Annotated in this window: 9 protein-coding genes; 2 read left to right on the forward strand and 7 right to left on the reverse strand. The window is 62.3% G+C overall.

Features of this window, described 5'->3' with window-relative positions; translation table 11 throughout:
- Window positions 1–29: 29 nt before the first annotated feature.
- The gene (locus AUC43_RS06640; RefSeq protein WP_068198318.1) at window positions 30–938 is read left to right on the forward strand and encodes an SDR family oxidoreductase; all 909 of its coding nucleotides are present in this window, start codon (window positions 30–32) and stop codon (window positions 936–938) included.
- A gap of 169 nt (window positions 939–1,107) precedes the next feature.
- Here the strand turns inward: AUC43_RS06640 and AUC43_RS20850 are convergent, their stop codons facing one another.
- The 5 genes from AUC43_RS20850 to AUC43_RS20855 all read right to left on the reverse strand — a co-directional run bounded on the left by AUC43_RS20850 (window position 1,108) and on the right by AUC43_RS20855 (window position 5,848).
- Window positions 1,108–1,311 (reverse strand): hypothetical protein, encoded by a 204-nt coding sequence (locus AUC43_RS20850; RefSeq protein WP_157780965.1) that lies wholly within the window; start codon window positions 1,309–1,311, stop codon window positions 1,108–1,110.
- Between the two features lie 369 nt (window positions 1,312–1,680).
- Entirely contained in the window at window positions 1,681–2,664 is a 984-nt protein-coding gene (locus tag AUC43_RS06645; RefSeq protein ID WP_157780966.1) for an ABC transporter permease, read from the reverse strand.
- A complete protein-coding gene (locus AUC43_RS06650) occupies window positions 2,652–3,716 on the reverse strand; it encodes an ABC transporter permease (protein ID WP_068191243.1) in 1,065 nt (354 codons plus the stop codon). Before AUC43_RS06650 ends, AUC43_RS06645 begins: the two co-directional genes overlap by 13 nt.
- 3 nt (window positions 3,717–3,719) lie before the next feature.
- Window positions 3,720–5,342, reverse strand: a complete 1,623-nt coding sequence (locus AUC43_RS06655; RefSeq protein ID WP_068191245.1) for an ABC transporter substrate-binding protein — start codon at window positions 5,340–5,342, stop codon at window positions 3,720–3,722.
- Window positions 5,343–5,545: 203 nt separating this feature from the next.
- Window positions 5,546–5,848 carry a hypothetical protein gene (locus AUC43_RS20855; RefSeq protein ID WP_157780967.1) on the reverse strand — a complete coding sequence of 101 codons (303 nt, stop codon included), beginning with the start codon at window positions 5,846–5,848 and terminating at the stop codon, window positions 5,546–5,548.
- A 785-nt stretch (window positions 5,849–6,633) separates the two neighbouring features.
- Here AUC43_RS20855 and AUC43_RS06665 point away from each other — a divergent pair.
- The gene (locus tag AUC43_RS06665; RefSeq protein WP_157780968.1) at window positions 6,634–7,740 is read left to right on the forward strand and encodes a hypothetical protein; all 1,107 of its coding nucleotides are present in this window, start codon (window positions 6,634–6,636) and stop codon (window positions 7,738–7,740) included.
- Window positions 7,741–7,771: 31 nt separating this feature from the next.
- On the opposite strand, the gene AUC43_RS06670 is transcribed toward AUC43_RS06665, so the two are convergent.
- Window positions 7,772–8,527 carry a LytR/AlgR family response regulator transcription factor gene (locus AUC43_RS06670; RefSeq protein ID WP_068191249.1) on the reverse strand — a complete coding sequence of 252 codons (756 nt, stop codon included), beginning with the start codon at window positions 8,525–8,527 and terminating at the stop codon, window positions 7,772–7,774.
- A gap of 63 nt (window positions 8,528–8,590) precedes the next feature.
- Window positions 8,591–12,208 (reverse strand): hybrid sensor histidine kinase/response regulator, encoded by a 3,618-nt coding sequence (locus AUC43_RS06675; RefSeq protein ID WP_199243503.1) that lies wholly within the window; start codon window positions 12,206–12,208, stop codon window positions 8,591–8,593.
- Window positions 12,209–12,288: the final 80 nt, after the last annotated feature.

Below are 12,288 nucleotides of genomic sequence, written 5' to 3' on the forward strand. Positions count from 1 at the left end.
CACCGCCTTAGGGGCCTGATTTGCTGAATATGAAAGTCCTCATAACCGGTTCTAACGGCTTACTGGGCCAAAAGCTGGTGGCCCTGCTGCGCCAGCAGGCCGGGGTGGAGCTGGTGGCTACTTCGCGTGGTGCCAACAAACTGGCGAGCCTCTACCCCGACTTGCACTTTGTGCCCCTTGACGTAACCGAGGCCGGGCAAGTGCGGCAAGTGCTGGCCCAGGAGCGGCCCACCCACCTCATTCACACCGCGGCCATGACCAATGTGGACGAGTGCGAGCTGAACCGCGACGCCTGCTGGCTGCAGAACGTGACGGCCGTCGAAAACCTGGTGGATGCCTGCGCCGAGCGGGACATTCACCTCACCCACCTGAGTACCGATTTTATTTTCAGCGGCGAAGCGGGGCCGTTATCCGAGGAGGCCCAACCTGCGCCGGTCAACTTCTATGGCGAAAGCAAGCTGGCGGCCGAACTGTTGGTGCAGGCCAGCCCCGGCCGCTGGGCCATTGCCCGCACGGTGCTGGTGTACGGCGTGGCCCACGAATACGGCCGCACCAACATCGTAACCTGGGTGCGGGATTCCCTACGGGCCGGCAAGGCCATCAAAGTAGTGGCCGACCAGTGGCGCACGCCCACGCTGGCCGAAGACCTGGCCCAGGGCTGCTGGCTGCTGGCCCGGCATTCGGCCCAGGGCATCTACCACATCAGCAGCGACGAACTGCTCACTCCGTATGCCATGGCCCTGCGGGTAGCCGAGTATTTTGGCCTCGACAAAAGCCTAATGGAAAAGGTCGATGCCAGTACGTTTTCGCAGCCGGCCCGTCGCCCTGCTCGTACCGGGTTCATTATCGATAAAATTCGCCGCGAATTTGACTTCCGGCCGCACACCTTTGCCGAAGGAATTGCGGTGGTTGGCGCCCAAAGCGAACGGGCAGCATAAAAAAAACCCGCCGGGGTAGACGGCGGGTTTAAGCTCAACTGGGGTAGCCGGTGAGCAGTAAGAACAGAGTGTGGGTAGAAATAGAGTAGCTTGTTATGCCAAATAGGGCAGGGTAAGCGTGGGCTGGAAAATTGAGGAAAACAGGAAGTAGAAGTAAGGAGACGCGGAATCAAGACTGGGGCCACACTCCTACCAGGAGCCCGCCGACCAGCACGGCGGTGCGGCCTGCCAGCGCCGCCTCGCCCTGGGCGCGGGGCACCACCGTGCCGTCCGGAGTTACAAAATCGATGCCAACAGAAATGGGGCGGCTCGTGCGGTTTGCCACTTTGGCGCGCCTGGAAGTACCTAATGTGGGGTAGATAAGTAGATGCATAAAAATTGGGTAGAGGAGGGAGGATAGTAATACCTTATCGATAACGTGAACCGTCCATAAGGCAATACAATGTTACAGGCTCCTTTAAACCAAAAAAAGGACACTAGCGCTAGCAATGAGACATGGGTATTTGCCGGGGTCTAGTGAAAAAGCACAACTATTTATCCGAAAAAATCTTAACTGTAGTTTACTTGATTTTTATTTTTTAGGTATTATAATTCTGAAATACAAATATTTAATGGGTTTGAAATTTGACTCAACTGTGGGGCTGGATTTCCTAAAAAAGTATCCATTTGCGACATTGGGAATGCTTTGGTTCCGGAATGCCAATTCGTAGAAAACAGGCACTTGTAGCAATAGAGGCAAATACTAGGATGAAGCGGATGACGACCGATATCGGCTTATTGAGATGAGACTTATCATGCTAATTATTAAGCACATACTAGGAAAAAGAAAGGTCCACCAGGCGCCGGGTTCGCTCCGTACGGTGGCCATGAGCCGGCCCCAACTGGCTACATCCGGCGGCAGGCCAATGCCCAAAAAAGACAAGGTGCTTTCCAGGCCCAATAAGCCCGCTATACTGAGCGGCAGGGCCGTTCGCAGCGGCTGTAATGCATGCGGCAACGCATGGTGCAGCCAGACTTTGTAGGGGGGCGCGCCAACGGCTTGGGCTGCTTCTACGAAGGGCAGCGTGCGCACGCGCAGCATCTGGGCACGCACCAATCGGGCCGCCTGCGGCCACGACGTAAGGGTGAGGAGAACCAACAGGCCTGGCACCGACACGCCGGTTCCGGCGGCCATGGCCACCACCAGCACCAGCCGCGGTATGGTGTCGAGGGTGGTGGCCGCCCCCATTACCACTGAGTTGACCGGGACCGGCCAGGAGGCCAGCTCCCGCTTGCGCTGCCACGCCGCCAGTAGCCAGCCCAGGCCAACAGCCGCTACTGCTAGCCCAACCCCAGCGCCGGGTAGGCGCAGCACCCACCATCCGCCAGCGGCGGCCAGCAACCAGTAGGGTACGGCCAGCCGTGCTTTATTCCCCCAAAAACCTGCCGCGCCGCCTGCCAGGGCTCCTAGCAGCGTTGATAATAGGGCAGCCGGCAAGGTGAGCAGCACGGCGGTGCGAGCGCCGAATACGAGCATGCTCAATACGTCGCGTCCCAAGGTGTCGGTGCCTAGCCAGTGGGCGCCTGCCCCAAATGGAGGCTCGGCCACATGGGCCAAGTCGGGTACCCCGGGAGCGTAAGGCAGGGGCAAGGTGGCAGCCAGCAGCGCCGTGAGCCCTACCAGGCTTAGCCACAGCATGGCCAGCTTTTGCGACCAGGAAGCAGAGGAGGGAGCTAGGATTGCCAACGGATGCGAGGGTCGGCCCAGAAATAGAGAAGGTCGGCGAGGAGCAAGGCTAGCAGGCGGGCCGCACCCGTGAGCAGGATTCCGCCCACGAGTACGGGGTAGTCGCGGGCAGCAGCGGCTTCGGCCAGCAGGCGGCCCATGCCGGGCAGCGCGAACACCACTTCCACCACCACCGCCCCGGCAACCAGCGCGGGGAGAAGCTCGGCAATTTGCGTAAGGGTGGGGAGCAGGGCATTGCGCAGGGTGTGGCGCCGGATTACGGCGCGCTCGCCCAGACCTTTGGCGCGGGCCGTGGTGGCATAGTCGGCGCGCAGTTCCTGCGTGAGGGCGGCGTCGAGCTGCAGCGTTAGCTCCGGTACGGCCGTGAGGGTGAGGGCCGCAACTGGCAGCGCCATGTGCATCAGGTAGGTGGCGATTTGGCCCCACGTGCCCGAGTCGACGTCTGCGGGTTGGTCGAGGCCATACGCTGGAAACCAGGCAAACGCATCCGGATTGGCAAAGGCCAGCAGCAATACCAATGCCACCACAAACAGGGGCAGAGCATGCACCGTCACCAGCAGCGTGCGCACGGGGCGCTGCCACCAAGGGCCGGCCGCCAAGCGTTGGGCTAGCGCCAACGCTGCCAGGATGGCCAGCACGGCTGCCGTGCCCGTGAGCGGCAACGTGAAAGATAAGGCAGCCCGCAACCGGCTGGCGACGGGCTGGCCAGTACGGTACGAAGTGCCTAAATCGCCGTGGAGCAGCCCGCTGGCCCACCGATGGTACTGGTTATGCAAGCCGTTCCACTGCCACGTCGGCTCTTGTTGACTAGAGCTCTGGCTTATATAAAAGAGCGGCAGCTTGAGGCCAAGCCGTTCGCGCACTGCGGCTTGGGTTGCCAGCCGTTCGGTAGGCGTCGTGGGCGTGCGGTCGGTTTGCATGTCCGATGCATCGGGCAATGCGCCTTGCACGGCCGCGCCAGCATCGCGGTGGCTCAACAGAAACACCACCGATGCCAGGGCCCATATGGCCAGCCCAGCCCGGGCCAAGCGCCAGATTACCAACCGGCTCATGGGCTAGGGAACCGCTGATGGCTGTGGAGCGCGCTCGATGGTGGTGGCCATAAAGCCGGGCTTGAGGCTGCCCACGTGCAAGTTGCTCAGCTGCCGACTGGCCACAATCCGGTTGGGCAGAAAAAACAGCGGGACGATGGGCGCTTCCTGCTGCAGCAGGGCCTGGAAGCGGCGCAGGAGCTGGGTACGGTGCGCTTTGCTATCGGCCGCGGCAATGGCTTCGATGAGCTGGTCGCTGGCGGGGCTGCTAAAGCCCGTCGTGTTGCCCGCGTCAATGCCCAGGGAGTGGAACACCGGCGTGAAGTTGAACATGAAGGGGTTGCCCTTCCGTACCCCCACGTACACGTCAAAGTCGCCCGCTTTCAGAGACGAGCTAAACGCGCCCGACTCGGTGGGCTGCAGCGTGACCGGGATGTCGAACCCCGCCGCCGCCGCCTGAAACTGCAGCGCGACGGTGGAAAACAACGACCCCTCGGCACGGTATCGCATCGCGAGGCGCAGCTGCTGGGGCTTGCCGTTGGCGGACTTTCGGGTCCAGCCGGTGCCTGGCGCGGGGCCGCGCTGCCAACCCGCCTGGCGCAGCAAGGCGGTGGCGCCAGCAGGGTCGAAAGGGGTAAGGGCCAGGCTGTCGTTGTAGTTCTCTTTTTCAATGGGGCTGATGACGCCCGCCGTGCGCTGCCCCGCTCCCAGCTGCGTGGCTTTCAACAGGCCGGCGGCATCAAAAAAACGGCTTAGGGCCCGGCGGGTTCGCGCATCGCTCAGGTGGGCGCGGCGGGTGTTAAAGCCGGCTATCACCACATCGTAAGAGGTAGTGGAATAAAAATTCAGGGCCGCCGCGGTCGGAGATGCGCGCAGCCGGGCAAATTCGCGGGCCGGTATCTGCGGATACACGTCGATGTCGCCGCGCCGCAGCGCGAGCGTCGCGGTGGCCGCATCGGGGATGATGACGTAATCCAACTCCTTTGGCCGCGCCTGCAGCACAACCGGGACGGGCCGCAGGCGGTCGGCCCACCACTGCGGCTTACGGCGAAAGGTGAGGTACCGGTCTTTTTCCCACTTTACCAGTTGGTAGGGGCCGCAGCCCGGCACCTGGCCGGGGTGCCGGCCTGCTCCTGCCGCCTGGTAGCGTTGGGCCAGGGCCTGCAGCGCCGAATCGGGGGGAGCGGTGGCGGCCCGCTTTTGCAAGTCAGCCAGCGAGAAGCAGCGGAGGTGGCCGCGGGGGTCGAGCGCGGCTTCTGGCAGGATGAAGAAGTCGCCCGACGCTTCCACGTACTCAAGCGCCTGCCCCCGGCACACCAGCGTAAAGTGCTGCGGAGCCTTGGGGTCGGTAAGCACCGCCCGGATAAAACGATACCGGTTCCTGGCCACCTCGTTGGGTAGGCCCGGGCAGAACATCAGCTTTAGCGTGAACTCCACATCGCGGGCGGTTACGGGCCGCCCATTGTCCCAGGCGGCGGTAGGCCGGATGTCGTAAGCAAGCTTGGAAAGGGAGTCGCCCACCAGCTCTACCGCGGGCAGGGACGTGGCTAAAGCCGGGCCGTACTTGCGGGTGGCAATGTCAGCCTGAAGCAGGCAGACATGCAGCAAATTATTTGCGTCAATGGCGGCCTGATTAGGCTGCAGCATTGGGTCTAATGTCTCGGGGTCTTGGGCCCACTGAATTCGGATTGCCTCTGATTTGCCGTGGGGGGCGCCGCAACTGCTTAACAGCAGTATTGTTGCGCAATAAAGGAGGATTCCAAGCGGTAAATTGTGCTTCACACGGTACACCTATGCATCATAGCCACGCTACCATGGGTGCCAAGATAGGCACGAAACCTCAGGTGTTTCTAAGCGGCGATGTCGCCACCCCAGCCGCCTACTCCGCCGAGGGAGGCCATATCGCCACCCCAGCCACCAACACCACCCAAGGAGGCAATATCGCCGCCCCAACCGCCCACTCCACCAAGTGCGGCAATGTCACCGCCCCAGCCGCCTACACCGCCCAGTGCGGCGATGTCGCCGCCCCAGCCACCTACGCCACCAAGTGCGCTAATGGCAGGCGTTGCCGTCGTGGATTGGGGCTGTGAAGCAGGAGCACTGGAAGCGAAGCTAGCGAATTGAAACAGGGCGATGGCAAGGAGATTCAACACGGCGATAGGTGCTTAGAGAGTGTATTAGATGTTTGAATGACACAAAGTTGGGGTGCTCACTTGCGGCGGAAAAGGAAACTCTTTGCTCGAATATGACTAAAATTATGTTTATAATAGATATAACTTAATTGATAAAATATATTTTAAACATCCATTTTGTGTAATTAATGGTCCTGTAAGGATTGATGTCTAAGAAAAAAGAGTCAATTTGTGACATCAAACCGCAAAACCTGCCGTAGGTTTTCACAATACAAAGGTTGGGAGGCGATGTGCCGTAAAAAAGGAAAGAATGCCCAGTTTTAAGACATCGTTTTTCAAGGTGCATTTCTCATAAAAACCTAAAAGCGCATCTGTAGCACATCTTCTTTATGAATGAAATCGCAAATTTGGTGCGAATTGTGACATCGCGTAGCTTGGCGACATTGCCAGTACTAGATCTGCGAAGCCGACAGGGGAATAAAGAAAATCAACTTGTAGCTGCCTTAGCCAAAACGCCGGAGACCACCCAGTTGCAAGTCGTAAAGTCATTGTATGGCAAGGCAACCGCGGCTAACGTACGCGCCCTTCAAAAGCTACAAGGCCGGGTAAGAAATAAACTGCTCAACCAGCTTTACTTCCTCGACCATTCGGACACCCGACTTTTGGTGTCGCGCCGGTATGAGTTGGAATGCTTGGATTTGCTGCATAAGGTAAGTATTCTGTACGCCGAACGGGAGTACAAACTCTCCGAACGGTTGCTACAGCGCTGCCTTAAAGAAGCAGAAAAGGGTGAGTTTACGCAATATATGGTGCAAAGTGCCCGGATGCTGCGGAACCTGTACGCCGAACAGCAGCAGCGCATTGCGTTCAAGCAGCTGTCAAAAGTGCTGCTGCGGGCGCAGCAACTCTTGGCATGGGAAGACGAAGCCGAGCAGCTATATTCCGAAACACAAATGGCGCTGAATGGCACCGTAGCGGCTCGCCGCGCGGTACTGTCCCTGATGCCCGACCGCATGGCGCAGCTAGAGGCCTTGCATCGCCGGGCCCGCAGCTTTACTACCTATAATGTATGGTACCGGCTACGGGTAGCTTACGAAGAGCTGCAAGGAAACTACCAGGAAATCATTCGGGTAACGGCCGCAGCATCGCGGCGCCTGCGGGATGGCAAGCTCAACGCGCGCCGCTTTGACATCCGCTTCAACCATTTTATGAGCATCTACGCCTACTTGCGTAGCCGGCAGCCCACCCAGGGGTTGCGATTGGCTGAGGATTATGCCCGCGATTTTCATCCTTCGTCCAGTAACTGGTTTTATTTCCAGGAGCAGCACGTGTTGCTCGCCCTGCATGCGCAACAATACGAGCGCGCCCAGCTGCTGCTGAGCGTGATAATAAAAAACCCGGCGTATCTGATTCAGCGAGAGGCGGCGCTGCAGCGGTGGGATTTATACAAGGCGTATATCGAATTTGTGCTGCCGCCACCGCGCACCACGGCCCGGCAGCGGCAAATGGCCCAATGGGCGCTCCAGCTGCCGGAATACAGCCGCGACAAGCGCGGCCACAACGTGGCCATTCTGGTGCTGCAGCTGCTGCACTTTTTGCGGGAGCGCAACCTGGAGGCGGTGCTGCTGCGGCTGGAGCGGCTGCGCAAGTATCAGCAGCGGCACTTGTACGAGCCCACCACCCTGCGTAGCCGGCTGTTTTTGCGGCTGCTGCAGCTGATTGTGGAAAAGAACTTCAACGCGCCGCAAGCCGCGGAGCGGGGCACGGCCATGCTGCAACAGCTGCGCGAAACCCCGCCGCCCGGCAATGCCTTCGCCGAAGTCGAGATTATTCCCTACGAGCACCTATGGGAGCTGGTACTGGGCCTGCTGCGGGAAGGAGCACCCGTGGCAAACGAGCCGGTGGCTCAATAACCCGGGGCCGTACGAACCTGAACCTGCGGCGTTAGAACTTATTGAGCCGTTGCAGGACTTCGCGCAGGTACGTCTGGCCCACTGGAATGTGCTTGCCTTCCACAATCATGGCGTTGTCTTCCAGCACCTGAATGCGGTTGATGTTGACGATGAAGGAGCGGTGGATGCGCACAAACCGGTTGCTGGGGAATTTTTCTTCCACCGCTTTCATGGTGCTGTACACGATGAGCTTGCTCTGGCCCGTGACAATGTGCACGTAGTCGCCGAGGGCCTCGACGTAGTGCACGTCGTCGAAAGCGACGCGCACCAGCTTGTTGTCGACCTTGATAAAGGTGAAGTTGGCATTGAGCCCTGGTGTTTCGATGGCTTCGGCCTCGGGCGCGGGCACAGGTGCGGCATTGGGCTGGCGCTGGGCCTTGTCGCGGGCCTTTTGGGCGGCCTGCAAAAAGCGCGGGTAGCTCAGGGGCTTCACCAGGTAGTCAAGCACGGCTTGCTCGAAGGCCTCCACGGCGTATTCCTTGCTGCTGGTGATGAGCACCACCATGGGCGGGTTCTGCAGCGTCCGCAAGAGGTCAATGCCGGACATCAGGGGCATTTCCACGTCCAGAAACAGCAGGTCGACGGGCGCGGTGCGCAGGGCTTCGGCCGCCTCTATGGGGTTGGTATAGCTCCCGACGGCGGTCAGAAACGGCGTGTTGGCAATGCAGTTCAGCACTACCTGCACCGAGAGCGGGTCGTCGTCGACGACTAAACAGCGCAGAGGAGCAGAAGCAGCAGCAGCGGACATAATGAAGTATTGAAAACCGAATATCCCAACGAAAGTAAGTTATAAACTCGCCACTAGGTCCTTCTACGCCCTGGCCTCCAGTTGCGGATATAACTCGGCGAGCTGCTGGCGGATGGTTGCCAGCAGCAGCTCGCCGCAAGGGCAACCGGGTTGCCGGGCAGCGCGTTCCAACTCGTCGAGCTGCATGTGCAGCCCCGATACCCCAAAGTAGGCCACTTGGCCTTTCAGCTTGTGGGCCGTGCTGGCCAGGGTGGTGGGGTCGTGGGGGCAGGCGTCCGCCAGCAGGGCTTCCAGCGCGGGCGCTTCGGTGAGGAACGTGCGCACTATCTGGCGCAGAAAGTCTTCGTTGCCGCCGGCCAGCTCTTCCAGCAGCTGCCAGTCGGGCCGAATGGAGCTGAAATGCGGGGGGGCGGAGGGACGGGCCGCTTCGGTGCCCGCCGACGTCGGGGCAGAAGTGCCGGGTGTGCGGCCGGTGAAATGCGCCAGCCGGGCGTAGAGCACCGCCGGCTCAAAGGGCTTGGCCAGGGTGTCGTTCATGCCCGCGGCCAGGGCCAGCACCCGGTCTTCGGGCAGCACCGAGGCGGTGAGGCCGATGATGGGCAGGCGGGTAGCATCGGGAAAGCGCCGGCGTAGCTGGCGGGAGGCTTCGTAGCCATCCATTTCGGGCATCTGCACGTCCATGAGCACGGCGTCGAACGGCGGCGTGGCCTTACTAGCAGCTTCCACGGCCAAGCGGCCGTTTTCGGCGATGACGACTTGTACGTTCCAGGCTTCGAGGGTTTTGCGCGCCACTAGCTGGTTGAGGGCATTGTCTTCGGCTACCAGCACGCGCAACGCGGGCTCGAAGGGCGCCAGCACGCCCCGGTTCACCTCGGGCTGGGCGGCGCTGGCATCGGCCGTTTCATAAACTAGCTCAAAGAAAAACTCCGAGCCCTTGCCCTCTTCGCTGGTCACGCTCAGCTGGCCGCCGTGAAGCTGCACGAGGTTGCGCGCGATGCTCAGGCCCAGGCCCGTGCCGCCAAACTCGCGGGTGGTAGACGCATTGGCTTGAGAAAAGTCTTCGAAAATGGCTCCCAGCTTATCGGCCGGAATGCCAATGCCGGTATCGCGCACCGCAAAGCGAAGGCCCGCGAGCCGGGCCTGACTGAGTGGTTCAGGGGCGGCTAAGTCGCTCGGGGAGCTGGGCAGGGGTACTGCCTGCACTGTCACCGTGACGCCGCCCTGGCGGGTGAACTTGATGGCGTTGCCCACCAGGTTCACCAGTATCTGGTTGAGCCGCACCGGGTCGCCGAGCACAGCCGCAGGCACATCCGGTGCCACGTCTATAATGAGAAACAGGCCTTTGCTCTCGGTGGCAAACTTGAACATGGCGCCCAGCCGCCGCACCGCCTCGGGCAGCCGGAACGGCACCTGCTCCAGCGAGAGCTTGCCGGCTTCCATCTTGGAGCTGTCGAGGATGTCGTTGATAATAACCAGCAGGTTTTGCGACGACGACTCGATGGCCGTGAGGTATTCCGCCTGCTCGGGCGTAGGCTGGGTGGCGTGCAGCAGGTTAGTCAGGCCCACCACGGCATTCATCGGGGTGCGAATTTCGTGGCTCATGTTGGCCAGAAACTGGGCTTTGGCCTGCCGGGAGGCTTCGGCGGCATCGCGGGCCACCAACAGGTCGGCGTTGATGGTTTCTATCTGGGCTTTCTGCTGCCGCAGCTCGGCGGTGCGCTCTTCTACGGTGCGTTCCAGCACCTGCTGGGTGTGCCGCAAGGCGCGTTCGCGGGCCCGCACCACGCCAAACACCGTGCCGACAGCACCCACCAAAACCAGCGCCGCAAACCACCACGTGCGCCAAAACGGCGTGGCAATGCGGAACGAGGCCGTGGATACGGCACTCCATTGCCCAGTGGGGCCCCGCCGTGTGCGCACCTCCAGCGTGTAGCGCCCGGCATCGAGGCCCGGAAACTGGGCTTCGGGCGAGGTGCTGGGCCGGCTCCAGGCATCGGACAGGCCCAGCAGGCGGTATTGGTATTCCAGAGGCTCGGCGCCGGCCGCCAAACTCAGGCCTTCAAAGCCAAAGCTCAGCCGGTGCTTGGTGGCAGATAGCTCGCCGAGCTCGGCTATGGGCTGGGGTTCGCCGTCTACTTCGGCGGCTGTCAGCAGCAGCTTGGGGGGCAGCTCCTGGGCCCGGGCGAGGGCTTCGCGCAGGTCGAGCCGCACGAGGCCGCCGCGGGTGGCCGCCCACGCCGCCGGGGGCCCACCGGCCGCGGCCAGGGCGAGCGGGCCCCGGCTGTCGCGCACCAGCGTGTCGCTGGCCGCGGCCAGGGGCGTGAAGCGGCCCGTGCTCGCATCAAACAGCGTGAGCCCCTGCAGGTGCGAGAGCAGCAGCCAGTTGCCGGCATCGGTGGGGCGGGTGAGGGCGGGCAGGGCCAGCAGGCCGTACACGTAATTGGTGGAAAGGCTGTGGTCGGCGGCGAAGCGGCGCCAGGTGCTGCCCGTGAGGCAGTACAGCCCCTGGCCCTCGGTGCCCACCCACACGCGGCCCAGGCCATCCTCGGCAAAGCTGCTGATGGACACGCCACTGGAGTTGAGCTGGTGGCGGATGAAGCGGTGGGTGTTGGGGTTGTACGCTGCCAGGTCGGTGCCGTGCGTGCCCACCCACACGCGGCCCGAGCGGTCGGCGAGCAGGGCGTAAATGTTGTTTTTGAGCAGCCCTTGGGCAGTGGTGAAATGGCGCACCGGCTGGGCCGAGTCGGCCGGTAGCAGGTACAGGCCGTCGGCCGCGGTGCCCACCCACAGGCCGGTACGGGGCGAATACGTGAGGGCCGTAACGTCGAGCGTGGTGGGCAGGCCGGCTACCCGGCGCGGGGCGCGGGGCGGGGCGTAATGCCAGAGGCCGTCGCCGGCGGTGCCGGCCCAGTAGCTCCGACTTGAGCCGGGCAGCGGCAACAGCACCCGCACCGGCATGGCCAGGCTGCTGAGCTGTTTGCCCAGCTTGCCGGTGGGGGTGGCGGTTTGCAGGCCGGCGGCGGTGCCCAGCAGCAGCGCGCCCTGCGGCCCGGAGCACAAGGCCAGCGGCGGGGAACTGCCCGCCGGGGTAGGGTAGCGGCGCAGGTACCGGTCGGCGTGGCGCCACAAGCCCTGGCCGGCCGTGCCCAGCCACGTATTGCCTTCCCGGTCTTCGAGCAGGCAAATGGGCACCACACCGCGGGGCAGGTGCAGGCGGTAGCGGCGCAGGTAGTGCCCGATTGCGGCCGTATCCACCGGCGGCGGGCCGTGGCTCTGGAGGAGCAGGCCCGCGGGCGCCGCCGCCCGGTTGGAAGCTTCAAACGGCGCTCCCGGCGCGTTCCGGACCGAAACGCCGCCCAAGTAATGGCCTACCCAAAGCTCGCCGCTGGCCGGGACTTCACGCAGCGCCACCACAAAGTTCTCGGCCAACCCGTCCTTTTTGCCGAAAGTGACAAACCGGGTGCCGTCGTAGCGCACCAAGCCGTCGGCGGTGCCCAGCCAGAGGTAGCCCTGCCGGTCCTGCAGCAGCGCATACACGAAGGGCGCGCGCAAGCCATCGGCCGGCCCAAACTGGCGCAGAAAGGCCTGCTGTGCGCTGGCCGGCCGCAGGAATCCCAGCAGCAGGCCCAGCACCAGCAAGCCCACTCGCCGGGCGTACCTAAAATGGAGCAGTTGTTTCAAGCAGTATGAGCCACCCGGTCGGGCGGGCCGGTTGTTTGACGCTACAAGGTAGAACGCCATGCCTCGGCATCGTAAAATTG

This window comes from Hymenobacter sedentarius (assembly GCF_001507645.1).
Lineage (GTDB): Bacteria > Bacteroidota > Bacteroidia > Cytophagales > Hymenobacteraceae > Hymenobacter > Hymenobacter sedentarius.